We start from the raw sequence: 19,614 nt of genomic DNA, 5'->3' as shown, positions 1-19,614 counted from the left end.
GGTGTCAATTAAAATTCTATATAAACCGCCTTCTTCCGCTTTAACTTCTCCTGTAACTTTGCCGTCAAAGATTGATTCTACTTTATTGCCGGGCGCCGCATATCCGGATATAAGCAGGAGCTCCCCTCTGCTAACCGCCGGCTTGCTTAAGTTGATCGTAGGAGCAAAAAAAATGTTTTCTTGGTTAATAACTCTATTAAATTTGGTATCGTAAGTAAAAACTTTGGATCGGCCTTCTTTTCCGTCCTTATCTTTTATGCGGAGAACATAAACCCGCCTTTCTTCAACGGGACTTATTATCTCTTTTTGGAAACTACCGTCGTTTTCTGCATTAAACTCTCCGTCTATAAGAGCTTGCTGAAGCACGCCCCATTCTTCTCTGGCTAGATAAACTCCTAGTGTTGCCCCGGGATATGCCGTGCCGGAAAAAATAATCTTTGTCGGACTGTTGCCCCCTCCGCCACTCCTCGTTTCAACGGCCGCCGGCTCTCCGGGTATTGTATAAGTTACTATCGCTGAAATTTGGCTTATCCGCACCACTTTACTGTTAGTCCCCATGATAGAAACCCCGACCTCAAGATCAGTTGTCGCTGTTTTCAAAAGACTTAAACCGGTATGGGATTGCGCAACTTCAGCGTAATTCCCCGCGGCCGCATTATCAGTTCCGAAATTAGAACAAACCCCGTCAACGCATTTTCTTGTTTGGAATTTGTTGGGAGGCGCTGAACCCACTCTTTTTTGGCAAACAGTTATATCAACCTGGGAAATTGTCGCTCCATCCGGGATAGATGAGATATTAACATCAAAAGTTTGATTCGCCCCTTCGGTTGAACTTTCTATAAACGAAGTGTCGCCGTCGCTATCGGTACACGAAGAACCACTTGATTCGTCCACTTCAAGATAACAGTCAGTTGCATTACAAGCCGTGCCGCCGGTATTTAACCAGTTTGCGCTGTCATCTCCGCCATCAGCAGTCGGTCTCAAGGTGCTTGTTATATCAGCAATGCCTGTTTGGGTATACAAAAACATCAAGCCGATAACTACAGCTAAAATTAAAAGCTTATTTGCCATTAATTTAATTCCCGGTCTGAATACTCGCTCCACCCGCTTCGTATTTTTTGACCTTCTCCACTATTTCACTCATCGGGTGTTGGGTTTTAACGAAATAATCATTGGCTCCTAATGCTAATGCTTTTTTAATATCCTCATCAGAGCCAAGATTTGAAAGAATGATAAAAATTGGCAAATTTTTATATTCCGGATTACTTCTTATCTCTTTCAAAACCTCAAAACCATCCTTCTTGGGCATAACCAGATCAAGCAAAACCAAATCAGGCGGAGATTGCTTAATAGCTTCTACCGTTTCCTCGCCGTCTTTTGCGATTACAACTGTCCAGCCCTCGGCTTCAAATCTGTCTTTAAGGACATTTAGTAAAACCTCTTCGTCCTCTGCGATTAATATTTTTTTCATGATTTTATTTGACGACCGATGAATTAGAGCGCGAGGCCGAATCTTCATTAGTCATCTTTAATGGTATGGTAAACCAAAATGTCGTATCTTTACTCTCTTCCGACTTAAAACCCACCTTGCCGCCCGTATCTTCTATAATCGTTTTGACAATATACAACCCTAATCCCGTACCTTCTGCTTTCATTTTTTTGGCACTTTCTCCTCTATAAAACCTTCCGAAAATATGCGATTGCTCATCTTTAGGAATAATCGGGCCTTTGTTAGCTATTGATACTTTAATAAAACTATCCGTTTTTTCTAAATTTACAATAACTGCCGTATTTTCCGGGGAATACTCAATAGCATTTGATATCAGGTTCTGTAAAACATTATATAATGATTTTTTATTAATCTCCACAGTAAGGGGTCCGACAATACTTTTATTGAATACTACGGCGTGTTTCTTTGAACTTGCATATGGTTCTATTTCTTTAATAAATTCTTCTATAAACACGGGGACGTCAATGAGGTTTTTTTCTGTCACGAGCGTTGATTTAAGCTGAATCCTTGAAATATTCAGCAAATCTTCTACCAATCCAATCAATCTCTTGGATAACATGGAGAGGTCCTTAATATATGTTTGTTGTTTTGGGGTTAAGTTTTGGGAGGTAAATTGTAAGGCCTCCGTAATCCAACTCAGGCCGGAGACGGGTGTTCTCAGTTGGTGCGAAGCAATGGAAATAAATTCGGTTTTGGCTATATCCAGTTCCTCGTGTTCAGTGATATCACGAAATGCCTCTACCGCGCCAATGATCTTACCATCAAAAATAACCGGAGTAATTGTACTTGCTGCTGGAAATCTCGTTTTATCTTTGCGGATATAGTACCAAGTAGTAGTAGTAGTAGTAGACAGAATTTTGGTCAGGATTCTTTCGTTAAACGGCACAACATTACCTGATTCATCTTCTCTTGGGACAACCTCAACCAACAGTTTTCCCGAAACATCTTTTCCTTTCCAGCCAACTAAATTTTCAAATGCTTTATTGACCATCAGTATCTTGCCGGCCTTATCAACCACAACCAGCCCATCTCCAATGCTTTCTAGAATGGCTGCGTATTTTGATTTTTCTTCATCAATTTCTCTCGTGCGTTCTGCTACTTTTTGTTCCAACCCACTTGCATATTGCTTAAGGTTTGATTGAAGACGGGAAATAATAAAGAATAGAATAATTAAATAAAGAAAGAATATCCCGGAAACAATAGCGTATACCAATAATTCTCGGTTCCGAAGAGCAAAAGCGGTTGATTTATCCTGCGAAACTATCACTCCCCACCCATAATTTGGAAGTGGCTGATAAGATATAAGCTGCTCTTTTCCTTCTGGATTGGTTGTAACAGAAACCCCTTGTTCTCCCTGATGCAACTTTTTAACTATATCCCAGGAAGAATAATCTGCAATTTCTTCAGGAAATTCAGGATTCCCAGCAATTTGACCCATCTGATCAACAAAATATACGTAGCCATTTTGAATATCAACTTTCTTTGCCCACAATGCAATATCATCGATACTTGTAGGTAAAAGTATAATTCCCACAACATCACCATTGAATTTAATAGGAATAGCAGCAGCAATAACATTCAACCTTGGCTCCGGTATTCTTTTGAAAATTGGAGATATATAGGGCTCCCAATTTTTACTAATCCCTTTGTACCATTCGCGGTTTGAGAAATCTTGCCCAATAAGAACAGTAGCTCCCGATAATTCGGGAATGACTGCTCTTAAAACACCATCGCGACTAAGGAGTACACTGCGATCAATAAAATCAAACTGTTCCTGTATGTTTTTTAAGGACTGGGCAGCATCATCCCATTTTCCTTCAGCAATAAATTTCTTTAAATCATTTCGATCGGCAAGAGATAGACCGATATTAATTAATTGATCAAATTTAGTTTTTAATGTTTCTACAGCGATTACTGCCTTTGTTTCGTGATGACTAAATATGTCTTGAGTTAAGCTATTATGTAAGCGGACAAGATTAAAAACTACAAAAATAGCCATAGGCAAAAAAAAATAAAACCAAAATCTGATATGGTCGGATCTTGTTGAATAAATTTGATAAATTCACGTTCTGATAGTTCAATTATAACAAAAGGGAGTTAATAATCGCAAGCTAGGATTTAGCCTATAATTATAAGTTGCCGAAAAAAGGTTATTCTCGCAAATCAAGCGAATCAGAAGAAAAACAGGCCCTCTCTATAAAGAAATAAAAGACCCGTCCCAACATAAAACCACCGAAAAGGTGATTTTATGTCTTGAATACAACGCTCCCGCCAATGGCGAGGCTGGGCGAGCGAACCCCCTCATCGCTAAATTCAGAGTTCGTTTCATCAGAAGCTGCTGCGAGGGAAGGAATCGAACCTTCATACTGGGATTCAAAGTCCCATGTCCTATCGTTAGACCTGCCTGCGCGCTGCGAGGCCTGGACTCGAACCAGGATAAACGCCTTCAAAGGGCGCTGTCCTACCATTAGACGACCTCGCAGCAGTGCTTATGAATTTTCAATTTGTTTAATTATTTTTTCTTTTTCTATCCTTTTATCTTTTAACTTTTTTTCATAACTTCTGGCTTCTGTTTCAGAATTAAATTCTTTTGTAAAAATGTATTGAAGCGGCCTATTATTCTGACTTTTTATAATATATGCATACCACATATGTCCTACCATTAAGACCTGCCTGTGCAGGCAGGCAACCCCGCAAATTTATTAAATTTTATCATAAAAATTAGCTTGTTTCAAGCAGATTTTTTGCCAATCATCTGAGAAAACAGAGCAACTGCAGTCAAGGAGAGCATAAGTCCATAAAAGAACGGAAGGGCTTGGTTGACGTTCCACAATACTCCGGCAATTAAGCCAGCGGGAATGGCGGCAAGACCGGTAAATGTTTCAAAAGTGCCAAGAGCCGTTCCGCGGATTCCAACATCGGAGAGGTCGGAGACAAATGACTTCTGTCCAACATCCACCGTCGCCCTGAAAAGGCCATAGAGAGCAAAAAGAATAAGCAAAAAGATAAACGTCCATGTACGGTCATATTGCCATAACGAAACTGTACCGAAACCAAGAAAAACAACAGCCAGTAAAATGTAGCTTAAAATTATAACCTTGCGCCGCCCGAATTTATCAGACCACACACCGGCTATGGTAGAAAAACCTGAATCAAAAATACTGAAAAAAATGTACAAAAGTAGAGTTAGGGAAAGAGCTTTTTTATAATCCAAATCGCCGAAAAGTGATTGGGTTTGAAGAACCAAAAAAGCATAGCTAAAATTGGCAAAAGCGAAAACGGTGGCAACAAAGATAAATTTTTTCAGTTGAACGGACAACCCGTTGAAACCGATCGACTTACTCGCAATTTTTAACTGCGTTGGAACTTTGACAAAAAGAATCGGTATCACCGCGAAAAGAGCGATGATGGCTGAAATCCAAAATATTCTGGAAAAATCAAGCTCCAAATAGAAAACAAAAATCAAAACCGCCGCTGCCCCCAAAACGGCCCCGGCGCTGTCCATTGCCCGCTGAATCCCGAATCCTCTGCCTCGGCGCTCATGGGACAGCGACTCCGATAAAATCGCGTCGCGCGGCGCGTTGCGAAAACCCTTGCCAATCCGCTCAATGGGCCTGACGGCAAGAATCTGCTGCCAAGACGAAGAAAGAGGATACAAAAACTTGGCTACGGCGGAAAAGGCATAACCGGCAAAAACAAAAGTTCTGTATTTTTTGGTTTTATCGGCCCAACGGCCAGATATAACCTTAAAAACAGCGGACACGGCATCACCGATGCCAAAAGCCAAACCGATTGCCACGCCTGCTCCGCCAAGTGTCTGAATAAAAAACGGCAGAATAGGAAAAACCATCTCGCTTGAAAAATCAGCCAATAACGAGGTTAATCCAAGAAGAATCACGTTTAGCATAAATCCCGTACGAACTTACATGACATACATGCCAATGACATAAGTTAGGGGGCATCGTAAGCCAGTGATAACGTACTAGTTGATTATAGATAACCCGGACGGGTAAGTTCGTACGGGATAAATAAATTATGACTTAAATTATTTAAAAAATCAAATAAAAAAGCCGGCGGCTTATCGGCTTTATTCGGATCCGTTTCTGGACTTCTCTTCCAGTATGTTCAAGGTTTGAGTCGCAATATGCTTGACCATGGTTACTTCGTCCATACCGGTTGTGTCCACCAAAAATAATTGTTTATAATCCGGCGAAAGTACGTTATAAGCGTTCTTATAACGCTCAATGAGCGTACGCACGGTTTGTGGGCTAGTCGTTTCCCCAAGCTTTTGGCTTAGAGCTATCCTCAATTCTCTTTCGGCGGCCACATCCGGGTCGCAAACCATAAAATACGCAACATCTATCTTATCCGCCCAAAATCGCAACAGAAAAAAATCTTGTATCATCCTTCTTTCCCCGTTAGTCAACTTCTTTTTTTCTGCCCAATACATCATCCAGCAATATGCGTCAAAAATACAGCGATCAAAAATAACCACATCATAAGGATGACCGGCACTAAAATCTATGAGCTGCGTAAGAGCATAAATGCCTGTCCTGATATTATAAAGCGGCGTACTTCTCCCGATGTGACGGATAACCTCCGCGCCTTCTTGTGGCCTTAATACCCTAAATCCCTGCCTACGCAAAAATTTATCTAATTCCGTAATCGTAGTGGTTTTACCTGCCGATGGCGAACCCGTAAATTCCAAAAAAAACGGCCTTGGCAAGAATTGATCGTCGTAGCGCAAGTGGCTTTTAAGGTAAGCTAGGATCTTTTGGGCTTTTTGCTCAAAAACATTTTCCTGATTTACCAGCTCAGACACATTTGACCCCTGTTTTAAAAGTGCTTTCTTGGGGGTATACTAAAATAAACAAGCATGCCTGTAAATCTAGACTTTTTTATAAAATATGCCCAAACTAAAAAATAAAATAATCGGCTTCGATTTAGACGGCGTTATTCTTGATCACACTGCCACCAAGATAAAATTGGCAAAGAGTTTCGGCTGGGAATTAAGACCGGAGCAAACGCACTCGGAGATAATCAAAAACATCATTCCCAAAGAAGCGCTGGACCAGTTAAAAAGTGCTTTATACGATGATCCAAAAATATCATTAAAATCACCGGCAGCAAAAGGGGCCCGAAGCGTATTGTCAAAAATAAAAAGCAAATACCCATACTTTTTAATATCCAGACGCAAAAAACCAAAAATTGCCATCAAGATCCTGAAATTTAAAAAATTATGGCCTGAATTTTTTAATAAGGGCAACACGTTTTTTGTTTCTGAACCGAAAGACAAAAATAAAATCGGCAAACAGCTCGGCATCACGCACTATATTGATGACGAGCCAAACGTTCTCAAAAAACTCACCGATATTAAGAACAGAATACTTTTTGATCCACATAATTCATCGCCTCATACCGCTAATTTTATAAAAGTAAAATCCTGGAAAGAACTTATAAGCTTAATCGACAGTTGATATAAAATAAACCGACCAGCCATCCGGCTGGTCGGTTTATTTTTTCTTAAAACACCATCTACTATTTACCGCCATTGACCGGTAAACCTTCATAGGGATGCTCCAGCTCGTAGCGATGGAGATACCACCGATACAGTATCCATCCCACTGGCATAGGAAGCCAGAAACTAACGGCGCGCAGAAGAAGAGTCATGGCAAGCGCCGGTTGAGCCGGCACACCAAAAGATATGAGAATCAAAGTCATCCCGCCTTCAAAAACACCGAGTCCACCCGGAACAAACGCAATCATGGACAGAAACTTTGTCAGGGTAAAGGTTATAAAGGCAACCGAAAAACTGATTTTATAATCCACCGCGAAAGATAAAAAATATAAAGTTAAAACCATGGCCAACAAAATCATATTTTGCCAAAAAAATGCCAGCCAAAATGGTCTGGCTCTTTTCTTCAGCTCACCAACATTAAACGTCTCCTTAAACTGGTCAATAATCATAGCTACATGGCCCGTATGGACGTTCCCGTTACCGTTAATTCCGTTTTTATTTTTCCGACGATTTTCAAAATAACTGTGTATCTTACTAATCGCCCATTTGGCAAGTCGGCCACGTTTTCTTTTTTGCAGTGCCAAAAACCAAGAAAGAGCGATCATGGCAAAAAAAGCAAAAGCATAAATAAAATATCTCGCCTCCGAATGCTGGCTTATAATGCCATTGCGGAACATCAAAACAGCTGAAACTATGAAAAAAACGCCGAAAGCCATGTAAAGTGTGGCAAGCTCAAGTATCGCCCGCCCGATTCCTTCAGCGACCGTCAATCCGAATTTTTTAAGGTATTGCACAAAAAATGCCTGCCCCGAGAAACCGGCGGAAGGTAAAGCTTGGTTGAGGAACTGGATGACAAAAGTTATAGGAAAAAGTTCTCTTACTCCGACTTCAAGATCTTTAACACGCAAAACATCACGATAATTTAGGGCAACAAAATAATAGATTATCAACTGGGTGACTATAACGCCAAACAGCCAGAAAATATTGGAACGCAGAAATAAATCCCTTATCAACCTTACTTCTGAAAACCTCAGGTAAATCAAAACCAAAGCCGCCAAAGTAATAAAATAAAAGGCAAACTTATGGAAACTGATCCGCGGTTTTGATAATGGTTTAAATTCTTCGTTTATAGCCATAAAATTACAAGGCCGTCCTTGTATATAAGGACGGCCTTGTAATTACTTAGTAAGTTCCAGTATCGCTAATTCAAGTGGCAGTTGTGGGACAGGCGAAAACCTCAATTCCCCGCCAGCTTTGATAAAAACGTTGATGGTTTTAATTAAAAATTCAATTTCGGTTTGGCCAGACGAGACAGCAACTGTTTTACCGATTAAACCAATTAATTCTGATCTTAAATATTTAATGAATTGTTTTACAAAATTATCCATATCAACTCCTGATTCATAAAGTCGCGCCACATGGGCAATTGCTTCTTGCCCGTTTTTTTGCCGCACCAACTCCAATAGTTTTTGGTGTACATGGAAAGGCACAATACCTAATACCTCAGTTACATGCTCGTCTGTAATGCAGCTGCCAGAATATGCTATCAGCTTATTCAACGACGACTCGGCGTCACGCATGGAACCAGAGGCGCTTGATGCGATAATTGTTAGGGCATCGTTGTCAATCTGAAGTTTTTCTTTTTTGGCAACTTCCAATAGTTTTTTTTGTATTTTTTCTACGCTAATTTTTTTAAAATCAAATCTTTGGACGCGCGACAAAACAGTCTCCGGAACTTTATACGGTTCGGTAGTGGCCAGTATAAAAACGATGTGCGACGGCGGTTCTTCTAGTATCTTGAGTAACGCGTTAAAAGCCGGCGGTGTAAGCATGTGCACTTCGTCTATTATAAAAACCTTGTAGTTGCCGGATGCCGCCGCCACCCGCGCTGAATCCTTGAGGTTCCTGATTTCATCAATGCCACGATTGGATGCGGCATCAATTTCGATCAAGTCTAATGACCGGCTCTCATTGATCTCGTTGCATGAATGACAAATGTTACAAGGCTCCGTATTGTCAACATTATTGCTTTCTATTTGCCGCTTACTACAATTCAATGCTTTTGCCATCAATCTTGCCATTGTCGTCTTGCCGGTCCCCCTCGGCCCACAAAAAAGATAGGCATGCCCGACGCGCCCTGAAGCAAGCGCACCCCGCAAGGTGCGCACTACGTGTTCTTGTCCTTCAACTTCTTGGAAAACGCGTGGTCTATATTTTCTATAAAGTACTTGGGTCATTTTTTAAAGTTTTTTAAAAACAATAAGACGATATCCGATAAAATTTGAGGTCAGATTAAAAAAGGTACCTATAACAGCGGCAATGTTGTTCCATCCTAGTTGCCCCAATCCATACTGCGGCGGAATCAGAAATATAATTCCCGACGAAACACCCACTTTGAGCAGTAAACCCGCGACTGTTATAATCGCAAAAGTTACGAATTCTTTACCGCCAACTGATGTCCTAGCAACACTTCCGAAAACCCAAAATTTATTCCAAAAATAACTGTTAATAACCGCGACCGAGAAAGAAGCTGTCAAGAAAACCGAAACCAGTATGCCTCTTTGCATGTCAGTCAAAAACATAAGTAAGTTGAATATGCCAAAATCAATTCCCGTGTTGAGAAAACCGAGAATCACAAATCTCGAAAATGGGGCAAAAAATTCTTTCCAGCGGGATAAACATTTACCGAAATATAAGCCGGAAATAAAAATAAGCGGAGCAATCATCACCAAACTCCAAGTGACATTACGCGATATGCCAAAACTCTCAAATGTGCGTAAATAAAACAAAACCCCACTCCAAAGAAAACCAGTCATAACCCCGATCAAAATTGTTATGGTTATGTCTTTACGATTTACCATTATTAATTACTGATTACTGGGTCACCCTTCCAGCCATTATTTCCCGTTCCACTTCTTCGCGAGACCGACCGAATCTCAATCGTGACATCTCGCGCAAAGCCGCGGCAGTTTGTGGAGACCCGGCACCAAACACACGCTCGGTTTCAACTCTAACATTAAACGGCCGAGTAGTTTGACCACTCACCAGCAGATTAACATAAGCATTAAGGTTGTCTATGTTGGAAAGGTCTTGCGGACTGAATACGGGATCAAACTTATTTTTCATGAATTCGGCATCATCCGGACCGATACGGAAAGCCACAATAGACCCGACATTGCCGAAAACGGCATCCCTAATGCCTTCTTTGAGCTGTTTGATAAATTGGTTAGCAATTATTAAATTCAATCTGTATTTGCGCGCTTCAGATAAAATCGTGGAAATACTGTCAGTCGTAAAATTCTGAAATTCGTCCATATAAAGATAGAAATCCTTGCGTAACATCTCGTCGTGTACGTCTATTCGCGACAATGCCGCCCGTAATAATTTACCGACAACAAGCATGCCGATAAAGTTGGCATTGAGATCGCCAATCTTGCCCTTTGACAGATTGACGACCAGGATTTTCTGACTATCCATCACTTCGCGAAAATCAAAAGCACTTTTCTTTTGATTGATTATCGGGCGCAAAAATTCGTTAAACACAAAATTATTAAGTTTTGAGGTAATGTATGGCGAAAAATTAGATAGTGACTGTTCGCCTGAGGCTTTCTCGGCTTCCAATTGCCAAAACTCTTTCACCAGAGGATTGGTTTCGCGGCTTAGCTTATCAGCTCTGTAATCATCGTCGTTGAGAATTCTGGAAATATCCGAAATCGTTGGGATCTCATATCCATAGTCGTCAAGCAAAAGATAGAGTGAATTTTTAAAATACTTTTCAAACATCGGACCACCGGTTTCTTTAAGATTATAAAGTTTGTCCATGATGCCGAAGAGTTCGTCTATTATCATGGTCTTCTGTTCCGGATGCTTAGGATCCATTTCAAGCATATTCAGTCCCATCGGACGTTCAATGTCTCCAGGATCAAAATAGATGACGTCCTCAGCGCGTTTTTGAGGCACTATTGATAGCGCGAATTCGGCAAACTCACCGTGCGGATCAATCAAACACACACCCTTGCCATTTTCTAAGTCTTGGCGAATCATAGCTTTCATCATCGTAGACTTTCCGGTGCCGGTTTGACCGATAATATACAGATGCCTGCGACGATCTTCATCAGTCATACGTATCGACAGCTCTTGGCCGCGAAATATATTACGCCCGATTATAATACCCTCCTGCGGCAAGTTGGGTGGTGGTTCGGCTAATTTGGCTTTTAAAAACTTGACCTTGGGTGCGGCTGTGGTAGCAATCGGCAGATGGTAAAAACTTGCAATTTCCTCCGTTGACATCATTATTGACTGCTTATTGTCAAACAACCTGAAAGAAAAATTATAAGTTAATTTATCAAGAGCACGACCTGTTAATCTATTCGCCTTCAAACCATTCACGTCCGGCAAAGAAAATTGAACAAACGATCCTTCAAAATCCTGCAAAATCTGCTGGGCCCGGATTTCTGAACTTGCGGAAGTTACCAATCTGACATTAACATCAAAATTCTGCTTGCTAGCCTTGCCGCCAATAGCCTTAATTATTTCCTCATCAGCCGGCGTTACAATACGCGGTTTTTCCTGTTCAGGAGACTTGTTGGGATCTTGTGTTTTGGGTTTAGGTGGATGTATTGCCCTCTTTAATGCCTCATTGAATTGATAACCTGACTGCATTTCCCGAGATACCTTCACAGCAAAAGATTTTTTGGCATCAGCATGGCTGGGCCTGATTAACACCTGCATTGCCGCACCCTCGCCATCGGCTTGTAGCTTGGACATGGCGGTCAATATACCGCCCATCGGATCGGATTCTAATTTCTGATATGTCCTAATCGGCAAAATGGAGTCGGCGTTATATGACAAATACGCGCCTGCTGTCGCGCCCTGCGGATTAAAAATATTATAATCCTTGGCTTTACTTACCTCGGCAGTCGGATAAAGACTGTAAATTTGTTTTTCTATTATATCTTCGTTACTCTTGGGAACTGCTATGTAAAAATGAGTTTCTTCGCCGGTGTGATGAACGGCCATTTCCAATGAAACATATGGCTCTCCGTAAATAAACTTGTTCCATCCGCGGGAATGTATATTGGAAAATCCGGCCAATAACTGCTCGCCAATTGAAATCAACTCTTTTTCCGGCTTGGAACCACCGTCTTTTGCGCCCAATAACTCTCTGGGTACCCGAATTAAAAAAAGCGACATGTTCAGCGCCCTTTCAACCTGTCCACGCGTCCGCATGCCACCAACTAAAACAAGAGCCGCAACTGCGATTATAATCAAAACTAGCAAAAGTACCACTAATAAAATCATTTCTTCAAAATTATAAATTTATAATTTCTGAATCTTTCTTCTCTCAACTAAATAATTATAAAGCTCGTCCACTAACGCGTCGTGAAAAGCATCAATCAGCGCAGCATTGTTGGTGGCACGCGCCTGTCCAATCGCAGTCTCAAGGGTCTGTTGAAAAGCGACATTAACTAATTCTTGAACTTTTTCTTTTAGTTCCGGGGATAAGTAAGCCGGTGGTTCAATGACCGGCGGCGGAGTTACTGCTTTCCCCGAGTCAGTAAAAGGAATCGGCGTCTGTGGCACAGCCGGTTGCGGCGCGCCTATTCTTTCACCGACAACCTCACGCAAGGTTTCCTTTTCGCCTGGCAGTTCTGTGGCCTGTCCGAGCTGACTTTGGCCCTCCAATGCCGCCCTCTTGGATGCTAATTCTTGCTCAATTTGAGCAATCTCTTGTTCTAAAGTAATTGGCTGGCCTGATTGTGGACCAAACTCTACCATTACTATGATTGTAACATATTTGTTATAATAATTTTAATGCCCAGGTGGACAATATTTTTATTGATTTTAATAGCAGCATCTGTCTTTAGGTTGCAATATATCGGATCGATCCCACAACTGCCCTTCCTCAATGAAATGACAAAAACAGTTTCAGCCGTTACAGGCATACTGTCGGTCGCAGGATTATACTTTCTCGCAAAACGACTTTTCAATTGGCAAATTGCCGCACTGTCAAGCTATCTGATGGCAATAAGTTTTTGGCATGTTTATTTCTCACGTATGGGCTCTTCTGCGATCACGGCATCAATGTTGCTTGTTTGGGGTATGTTATTCTTGTGGCACGGATTATCAACCAACAAATTATATAATTTCGCTATCAGCGGAGTTTTTTGGGGATTAGGATTTTATACTTATTCGTCATTTCAGGTGATGCCGTTAGCTCTGATATTGACGATATTGGCTTACTGGCATTCCGTTAAAAAAGATTTTGGCCATGAAAAATATCTACATACCCGCAATCAGATAATTCGCGGACTTGCTTTGTTTTTGATTACGGTAATTTTGATTGTCTTGCCAACCGGTTATTATTTTTGGCAAAGCCCAACAGACTTTTTGGGACACGTTTACCAAGTTTCGGTTTTTGCCACGCAGTATCCTCTTGAGGCATTTGCAAAAAATGCTGTCCTAACTCTGGGAATGTTTAATTTTTCTGCACAACCATTATTGATTTGGCCGGTAGGCGTATTGTTTGCTTTGGGATTTTTAAGAAGTTTTATCAAATTAGTAAAAGTAAAAAAAAGACATGGCCATTTTTCAACAATACAAACCATGCTTCTTTCCTGGTTTTTTATAGGACTGGCACCGGTTATGCTTTCAAACGAAGGTTCGCCGAGTGCTTTAAGGGCACTAATTGTAGCACCCGTAGTTTTTGTATGGGCCGGAGAGGGACTATGGTGGATAATGGGCGCAACCGGCGACTGGTACCACACGCGCGATATCCACGAGTATAGATTTCAGCATAAATGGTTGCGCGAAAGTTCATTTGTGGCGGTACTTGCGATAGTGATACTATTGGCATCACTGACAATTGCCGAATATGACAAATATTTCAACAAGTGGGCCAAAAACACTTACAATGCGCCGTTCAAAAATTAAAAAGCGGCATTGCCTCACCATTTTTTAACATTTTGCCTTCATGTCAAATTTTAAAATAAACGTAGTGATTGTAACCATTATAGCAGCTTCGGTTGTTTTGATAATCACTAGCGCTTGGAATGATTCACTTATAGTAGATGAAATACCGCACATAGGGGCGGGGTATTCTTATTTGGCTAAACAGGACATGCGATTGAATTTCGAACATCCACCATTAGCTAAGGACGTAGCGGCTATTCCCCTAATGTTTGCCAAACTAAAACAAACGGCATTTGATTCAGGATTCTGGCAACAGGACATAAACGGACAGTGGGAATTCGGACGGTTGTTAATTTTTAATTCCGGCAACAACGCGGATCTAATAAGACATCTGGTAAAACTGCCGATGATTTTATTTTTCATATTATCCGCAGTTTTAATTTTTAGATGGGGGCGCAAATTATACGGCGATGCTGGCTCTATAATAGCTCTGGTTTTATTTGCTTTTTCTCCCACCGTTATTGCCCACTCCCGTTTTGTAACAACAGACGTAGCGGCATTGTTTGGGACACTACTGGCAACATATTTTTTTGTTAACTACATAAAGGGTCCAAAAAATAAAAAACCGCTGATGGCGGGACTGGCATTCGGAATCGCACTAGTTCTTAAGTTTTCAACATTTTTATTGGTTCCGTTCTTTTTGATCTTAGCAATAGTCTACGGTTTTGTGAAAAACCCACGTCCGACAAGCAGTAAGACACCCTGGATTCTTACAAAACTTAAATATGCCTCCAAATCAGCGGGCCAGACAATATTAATTTTTATAATAGGCCTTATAATCGTCGTTTGGCCAGTCTATTATTTAAATACCTACAATTATCCTCCGGAACGGCAAAAAAGCGACACCCAATATATATTAAGCATGGTTTACGGCGATTCATATGTTGAATATAGCCCGATATTGAAACCGGTTATTTTCATGTCTGATAAACCATTGCTTAGGCCAGTCGCTCAATATTTACTTGGTTTTCTAAGAGTGGCCCACCAAAATACAGAACCGCACGAAGTTTATTTTTTGGGCGAAATTTCTCGTTTCGGATGGCGCGAGTATTTTCCGATTGTTTATTTCATAAAAGAACCGCTGGCTTGGTGGGGGCTTGTACTCATATCAATCCTTTTCCTGGCTTGGCAATGGCGATACCCGCCAAAAGAGTGGCTAAATCGCGCGTACAACTTGGTAAGAAATAATCCGGATGAATTTGCTATGCTCTTGTGGCTTCTTATATATTGGGTGGCCAGCATTCAAAGCACGCTAAATATCGGCATAAGGCATCTCCTACCTACATATCCGTTCGCAATACTGCTTGTCAGCGGACAAATTACTAGAATAGGCACTTGGCTCCGCGCACCTAGTTCCAGAAAAAAACTTGCTACTTTCTACTTACTGCTTGTTTCTTTTCTAGGCTGGTATGTTTATGAAAACCTGCGCGTTTTTCCATATTATTTAACTTACTTCAATCAGATTGTCGGCGGGTCGTCAAACGGTTACAAATATGTCGTTGATTCAAATGTTGACTGGGGACAGGATTTAATCAGGTTCAGCAACTGGGTAAAAGAAAATAATATTCAAAAAATTGAATTTGACTACTTCGGCTGGGCTGATCCTTCATATTATCTAAAAAACCGCTACTTATGGCTTACATCAAACAAATATAAGGACGCGTTTGATTTCAAAGCACGCAACCAATCGGACGGCTGGATTGCTGTTTCAGCCACTTTTCTACAAAACTCGCAGGGATCGGAAAAAAATTACAATCCCGCAAATTATCTCTGGCTCAACTCCTACCAACCTATTACCGTCATCGGCAACTCAATTTTTGTGTACCGTATTAAATAAAAAGCGGGCCTAGGCCCGCTTTTTATTTATAATAAATCCTGTCCTGAATACGGAGATCAACGTATTGCAAGCTGGACCTCTGATCGGGCCGGATTTTTTCTTTTAGGAAAGTTATGAGAGCGCTTATTTGTTTTTCAACATTAGTTTGGATACTAAACATTATTTTCCAGTTCTCGGCGGTTTTAACATGAAATTCATCAAAAGAATCTGCCGGTATTTCAAATGCTGCTATATTGATACCAGCCCTATTTAGTAATTCGTGTGCATCTATTATTTCTTTAAGCCAAGCTTCGTCAGTAACCATATTTCCCAATTCTATGTTTTTGTCTTGGCGATAATCAAACACGTTAATTATTAAAAAACCCGAGGATGGTTGTGTTTTGCTAAATGCAACACCGTTTTTGTCAAAATAATAACACTCGTTTTCAACGGCTGAACACCAAATACCTGCCGGCTTACGTTCGTCGCTTGATATGAATAAGGAATGGGGTAATTTTTTTGAAATTTTAACAGATTCCAGTTTTGGAAATTGACTAGCCAAATGGGAAGATAGTTTATCCGCCGAAAAAAACAAAATATTATCCCGTTTGTTGATATTCCAAAATCCCAAATCCAACCAACCATCAACATATTTGCTTAAGTCAGCGCGCAAACCATCTGCAACCTCAATTTTTACATCTCTTACATCCAAAAGCCGAGAAAAAAAAAGTAGATAAGTCAGGCCGATCAGACCAACAACACTAACAAAACCAAAAAGGGCAAATTGGAAAATTATTTTTTCGCGTTTTTTTATTTTAAGCTCATCTTTATATTTCTGCATAACATTAATTTTAAATATATATACGCGGCAATAACGGATTTATCCGAGAAACCACTTCGTAATTGATTGTGCTTATTTTTTCAGCCAACTCTTCGACTGTTATCTGCTCCTTGCCGCTTTTACCGATAAAAATGACGTCATCTCCCGTTTTTGCCTTGATATCGCCTAAATCTACAATAGTCATATTCATGCAAACCCTACCCGCAACTTTAGCCCGTTTTCCGTTTATAAGAACCTCGCCGCATTGTGATAATTTCCTATCAAAACCATCATAATAACCAACCGGCAAAACAGCAATTGAAGTTTCTTTTTTTGTTTGGTACGCACGATCATAGCCAACGGTTTCTCCTTTTGAAACTTGTTTTACTTGGACTATTTTTGTTTTCCAAGAAAGAACCGGCTTTAATTTCACTTTTTGTGATAATTTTTCTCTTAGCTTTTTGGACGGCCAAAGTCCATAAAGACCGATGCCGACCCTTGCCAGATTACCGCCTAAAACCTCGGACCGCATTATCGCCGCGGTACAAGCCGAATGAATAAATCTTGGACGTATCCCCTTATTTTTAAGTATTCCGACTGCCTCGTTAAGGATTCCGATTTGTTCTTTATAAAACAGCGAATCTAAATTTTCCGAATCGGCAAAATGCGTATATATACCCGCTATTGGAAATTCAAATTTGATGTTTTTAAGCTCGCCTGTGTCTATACCCAAGCGGTTAGTTCCGGTTTCTACCTTGAGATGCGCTTTAATTGCATCTGGATTTATTTGACCGGTTTTTATGAGTCGCGCCACAGAAGCTAGGACTTCTTTATCGTAAACTGAAATATGAAAACCGTTTTTTATGGCAAGTATCCTGTCTTTTTCTGGAACATAGCCAAGAATCATTATTTCATTTTTCGGCTCAATTGAGTTTACGGAAAGAGCTTCTTGAAGCGAATCAACTCCAAACATAATGTCAGCCTCTTTTTTAAGAACGGAAACGGTTTCTTTCAAACCGTGACCATAAGCATTCGCTTTTACGACCGCTAAGAGTTTTGTACTCGGTTTCAAAAACCCGCGCATAATTCTGACGTTATTTTCAAGCGCGTCTTTTGATATTTCAACCCAAGTTTTGTGGTTATGTACTGGTATTGACATTAAACAAACTAGGTGCTACACTTATATTAGTAATCGGCAGAACTTTGAAAATGGAGTAAAAATGAAAAAAGTGGCACCTAAAAAATGGCATTCAAAAAATTTTGTATACGCTAAACAAGAAACAATAACGGCCTTCCTTAATAAACATGGATTGAAGCCAGAAGAAGTGAAAATTGTTTATAGTTACAGTCCTGAAAGCCACTGGCAGCCTATTACTTTCGTATCTATAGTTTTCTATTTTTCTGATCGTGAATTAGACTAAAAAAATTACCATTTACGACAGGCCTGGCATAAGCTGGGTTTTTTTATTTTCAGCCATCGCCTACAACAAAGAAATTCAGTATCTCAAAAATTACAAACACGGGAATCCCCCTCCCCAATTTAGTAAAACTAGGGGGGGGGTGATTTTTATCACTCCGCAAATTGCCAAAGAGAGGATGTTATTTACCGGCGGAGGCGGACACTTTTTGTGAAAAATCCCGTACTCGGGTGGATTGAACAAAAAAGGGGTCCGCGTAGCCGGTGAATAAACTTTTCTGCTAATTAAGTTTGTAATTTTTGAGAAACCTTACCGCCGAATTTCTTTGACCCCACTCATCCATTTCCTTAAAACCTTAGGCACAACAACCGTGCCTTTCTTTGTTTGGTAATTCTCCACAATATTTGCCAAAATCCTTGGAGTGGCAAGGGCAGTATTATTAAGCGAGTGTGCAAATTGCAATTTGCCGCCGGCATCACGATATTTGATGTTTAGCCGGCGAGTTTGGAAATCATGAAAATATGAAGCCGAGTGAGTCTCACGATAACGCTCCTGCGACGGCATCCAGGTTTCAATGTCATATTTCTTGACCTGCCCCAAACCAAGATCGCCAGCACAATTAACCACCACGCGATAAGGCAATTTTAGCGCCTGGACGATTTCTTCGGCATTATGGGTAATCTCCTCGTGCCATTTCACCGATTCTTCGTGGTCAGCCTTACAAAGTATAACCTGCTCCAGTTTATAGAATTCGTGTACACGCAAGATACCTTTGGTGTCCTTGCCATAAGAGCCGGCTTCGGAACGAAAACAGGGTGAAAAAACAATCAACTTAATGGGTAAATCTTTTACGTCTAGGACTTCATCAGCATGGTAACCCATTGCCGATACTTCCGAAGTACCAATCAAATACTCATCGTCGCCAACCTTATAAACCTCGTCTTTACCTTGCGGCAACCAACCGGTACCTGTGAAATTAAATTCACGTGCAATGGCCGGAGCAATCAGCGGTTTGTAACCTTTTTTGATAAACTTTTCCAAGACAAAATTCCACAAAGCATTGGACAACAAAACGGCTTCATTTTTTAAAAAATACCCGCGGAATCCTGAAACTTTAGACCCACGCTCCAAATCAAGTAGGTCTAGCTCATCCATCAACACAATGTGATCCTTGGCCTGAAAACTAAACTTAGGGATTTTGCCCCATCTCCGTACCTCAACATTATCGGCATCGTTTTTGCCATCCGGTACCGAAGAATCGGGTACTTGCGGCACTTCCAGCATCAAACTGTCATAATATTTTTGAACATTGGCAATTTCATTTTCTAGTATTTTTATTTCTTCCTTTAGTTTCTTAAGCTCTTCAAGCTCGGTTGGCGCTTTAGGTCCGCCCCGTGAGCCGGCATTTTGTTTGGCACGTTTGGCCTCAAGTTCTTGCAAAATCTGTCTGCGTCTTTCGTCAACCGCCAATAATTCGTCCACATCAAACTTAATACCTTTTTTACGAACGGCATCACTAATCAAATCCTTATTGTCACGAATAAATTTAATGTCTAGCAT

The 19,614-nt window shown here is 40.7% G+C and carries 18 protein-coding genes and 2 tRNA genes; 4 read left to right on the top strand and 16 right to left on the bottom strand.

What is annotated here, in order from left to right; genetic code table 11:
- From HYT61_01850 to HYT61_01815, 8 genes are all read right to left on the bottom strand, one after another.
- Positions 1 to 1,071 (bottom strand): hypothetical protein (locus HYT61_01850; GenBank protein MBI2062965.1); only part of this gene is annotated, 1,071 nt, incomplete at its 3' end.
- A gap of 4 nt (positions 1,072 to 1,075) precedes the next feature.
- On the bottom strand, positions 1,076 to 1,474 hold the full coding sequence (locus HYT61_01845; GenBank protein ID MBI2062964.1) for a response regulator: 399 nt from the start codon (positions 1,472 to 1,474) through the stop codon (positions 1,076 to 1,078).
- 1 nt (position 1,475) lies between these two features.
- Complete coding sequence (locus HYT61_01840) at positions 1,476 to 3,509, bottom strand: PAS domain S-box protein (protein ID MBI2062963.1); 2,034 nt, start codon at positions 3,507 to 3,509, stop codon at positions 1,476 to 1,478.
- A 340-nt stretch (positions 3,510 to 3,849) separates the two neighbouring features.
- Positions 3,850 to 3,920 (bottom strand) — tRNA-Gln (locus HYT61_01835).
- 1 nt (position 3,921) lies between these two features.
- A tRNA-Gln gene (locus HYT61_01830) sits at positions 3,922 to 3,992 on the bottom strand.
- A gap of 7 nt (positions 3,993 to 3,999) precedes the next feature.
- Entirely contained in the window at positions 4,000 to 4,161 is a 162-nt protein-coding gene (locus tag HYT61_01825; protein ID MBI2062962.1) for a hypothetical protein, read from the bottom strand.
- Positions 4,162 to 4,241: 80 nt separating this feature from the next.
- A complete protein-coding gene (locus HYT61_01820) occupies positions 4,242 to 5,417 on the bottom strand; it encodes an MFS transporter (GenBank protein MBI2062961.1) in 1,176 nt (391 codons plus the stop codon).
- 180 nt (positions 5,418 to 5,597) lie between these two features.
- Entirely contained in the window at positions 5,598 to 6,332 is a 735-nt protein-coding gene (locus HYT61_01815) for an AAA family ATPase (protein ID MBI2062960.1), read from the bottom strand.
- Between the two features lie 85 nt (positions 6,333 to 6,417).
- Here HYT61_01815 and HYT61_01810 point away from each other — a divergent pair, with 85 nt between their 5' ends.
- Positions 6,418 to 6,987 (top strand): hypothetical protein, encoded by a 570-nt coding sequence (locus tag HYT61_01810; GenBank protein ID MBI2062959.1) that lies wholly within the window; start codon positions 6,418 to 6,420, stop codon positions 6,985 to 6,987.
- A gap of 61 nt (positions 6,988 to 7,048) precedes the next feature.
- Here the strand turns inward: HYT61_01810 and HYT61_01805 are convergent, their stop codons facing one another.
- From HYT61_01805 to HYT61_01785, 5 genes are read right to left on the bottom strand one after another with little or no spacing between them, the layout of a single operon-like run.
- The gene (locus HYT61_01805) at positions 7,049 to 8,164 is read right to left on the bottom strand and encodes a flippase-like domain-containing protein (GenBank protein ID MBI2062958.1); all 1,116 of its coding nucleotides are present in this window, start codon (positions 8,162 to 8,164) and stop codon (positions 7,049 to 7,051) included.
- Between the two features lie 42 nt (positions 8,165 to 8,206).
- Positions 8,207 to 9,265 (bottom strand): DNA polymerase III subunit gamma/tau, encoded by a 1,059-nt coding sequence (gene dnaX, locus HYT61_01800; protein ID MBI2062957.1) that lies wholly within the window; start codon positions 9,263 to 9,265, stop codon positions 8,207 to 8,209.
- A 3-nt stretch (positions 9,266 to 9,268) separates the two neighbouring features.
- Complete coding sequence (locus HYT61_01795; GenBank protein ID MBI2062956.1) at positions 9,269 to 9,889, bottom strand: GtrA family protein; 621 nt, start codon at positions 9,887 to 9,889, stop codon at positions 9,269 to 9,271.
- A gap of 13 nt (positions 9,890 to 9,902) precedes the next feature.
- On the bottom strand, positions 9,903 to 12,329 hold the full coding sequence (locus HYT61_01790; GenBank protein ID MBI2062955.1) for a DUF87 domain-containing protein: 2,427 nt from the start codon (positions 12,327 to 12,329) through the stop codon (positions 9,903 to 9,905).
- An 18-nt stretch (positions 12,330 to 12,347) separates the two neighbouring features.
- On the bottom strand, positions 12,348 to 12,806 hold the full coding sequence (locus tag HYT61_01785; protein ID MBI2062954.1) for a hypothetical protein: 459 nt from the start codon (positions 12,804 to 12,806) through the stop codon (positions 12,348 to 12,350).
- Between the two features lie 36 nt (positions 12,807 to 12,842).
- On the opposite strand from HYT61_01785, the gene HYT61_01780 reads away from it, so the two are divergent.
- Together HYT61_01780 and HYT61_01775 are read left to right on the top strand one after the other, a co-directional pair.
- Positions 12,843 to 13,961, top strand: a complete 1,119-nt coding sequence (locus tag HYT61_01780; protein MBI2062953.1) for a glycosyltransferase family 39 protein — start codon at positions 12,843 to 12,845, stop codon at positions 13,959 to 13,961.
- A gap of 40 nt (positions 13,962 to 14,001) precedes the next feature.
- A complete protein-coding gene (locus HYT61_01775) occupies positions 14,002 to 15,837 on the top strand; it encodes a glycosyltransferase family 39 protein (GenBank protein MBI2062952.1) in 1,836 nt (611 codons plus the stop codon).
- A 22-nt stretch (positions 15,838 to 15,859) separates the two neighbouring features.
- Here the strand turns inward: HYT61_01775 and HYT61_01770 are convergent, their stop codons facing one another.
- Together HYT61_01770 and alr are read right to left on the bottom strand one after the other, a co-directional pair.
- Positions 15,860 to 16,657: a hypothetical protein gene (locus HYT61_01770; GenBank protein ID MBI2062951.1), complete on the bottom strand. Its 798-nt coding sequence runs from the start codon at positions 16,655 to 16,657 to the stop codon at positions 15,860 to 15,862.
- 10 nt (positions 16,658 to 16,667) lie between these two features.
- Positions 16,668 to 17,795: an alanine racemase gene (gene alr / locus HYT61_01765; protein MBI2062950.1), complete on the bottom strand. Its 1,128-nt coding sequence runs from the start codon at positions 17,793 to 17,795 to the stop codon at positions 16,668 to 16,670.
- A gap of 61 nt (positions 17,796 to 17,856) precedes the next feature.
- On the opposite strand from alr, the gene HYT61_01760 reads away from it, so the two are divergent.
- Positions 17,857 to 18,057, top strand: coding sequence for a hypothetical protein (locus HYT61_01760; protein MBI2062949.1), 201 nt, complete (start codon positions 17,857 to 17,859; stop codon positions 18,055 to 18,057).
- Between the two features lie 306 nt (positions 18,058 to 18,363).
- Here HYT61_01760 and serS read toward each other — a convergent pair whose 3' ends face one another.
- On the bottom strand, positions 18,364 to 19,614 hold the full coding sequence (serS, locus tag HYT61_01755; protein ID MBI2062948.1) for a serine--tRNA ligase: 1,251 nt from the start codon (positions 19,612 to 19,614) through the stop codon (positions 18,364 to 18,366).

It is taken from the genome of Candidatus Yanofskybacteria bacterium (assembly GCA_016181175.1).
GTDB lineage: Bacteria > Patescibacteriota > Minisyncoccia > 2-02-FULL-40-12 > IGHO2-01-FULL-4-A > 2-01-FULL-44-17.
This window is presented reverse-complemented; position numbering and strand designations above follow the sequence as displayed.

Excerpts from the sequence above, each read along its gene's own strand:
- HYT61_01840 (MBI2062963.1), bottom strand. The coding sequence starts at position 3,509 with ATGGCTATTTTTGTAGTTTTTAATCTTGTCCGCTTACATAATAGCTTA.
- HYT61_01825 (MBI2062962.1), bottom strand. The coding sequence starts at position 4,161 with ATGTGGTATGCATATATTATAAAAAGTCAGAATAATAGGCCGCTTCAA.
- HYT61_01820 (MBI2062961.1), bottom strand. The coding sequence starts at position 5,417 with ATGCTAAACGTGATTCTTCTTGGATTAACCTCGTTATTGGCTGATTTT.
- HYT61_01810 (MBI2062959.1), top strand. The coding sequence starts at position 6,418 with ATGCCCAAACTAAAAAATAAAATAATCGGCTTCGATTTAGACGGCGTT.
- HYT61_01805 (MBI2062958.1), bottom strand. The coding sequence starts at position 8,164 with ATGGCTATAAACGAAGAATTTAAACCATTATCAAAACCGCGGATCAGT.
- dnaX (MBI2062957.1), bottom strand. The coding sequence starts at position 9,265 with ATGACCCAAGTACTTTATAGAAAATATAGACCACGCGTTTTCCAAGAA.
- HYT61_01795 (MBI2062956.1), bottom strand. The coding sequence starts at position 9,889 with ATGGTAAATCGTAAAGACATAACCATAACAATTTTGATCGGGGTTATG.
- HYT61_01790 (MBI2062955.1), bottom strand. The coding sequence starts at position 12,329 with ATGATTTTATTAGTGGTACTTTTGCTAGTTTTGATTATAATCGCAGTT.
- HYT61_01785 (MBI2062954.1), bottom strand. The coding sequence starts at position 12,806 with ATGGTAGAGTTTGGTCCACAATCAGGCCAGCCAATTACTTTAGAACAA.
- HYT61_01780 (MBI2062953.1), top strand. The coding sequence starts at position 12,843 with ATGCCCAGGTGGACAATATTTTTATTGATTTTAATAGCAGCATCTGTC.
- HYT61_01775 (MBI2062952.1), top strand. The coding sequence starts at position 14,002 with ATGTCAAATTTTAAAATAAACGTAGTGATTGTAACCATTATAGCAGCT.
- HYT61_01770 (MBI2062951.1), bottom strand. The coding sequence starts at position 16,657 with ATGCAGAAATATAAAGATGAGCTTAAAATAAAAAAACGCGAAAAAATA.
- alr (MBI2062950.1), bottom strand. The coding sequence starts at position 17,795 with ATGTCAATACCAGTACATAACCACAAAACTTGGGTTGAAATATCAAAA.
- HYT61_01760 (MBI2062949.1), top strand. The coding sequence starts at position 17,857 with ATGAAAAAAGTGGCACCTAAAAAATGGCATTCAAAAAATTTTGTATAC.
- serS (MBI2062948.1), bottom strand. The coding sequence starts at position 19,614 with ATGCTAGACATTAAATTTATTCGTGACAATAAGGATTTGATTAGTGAT.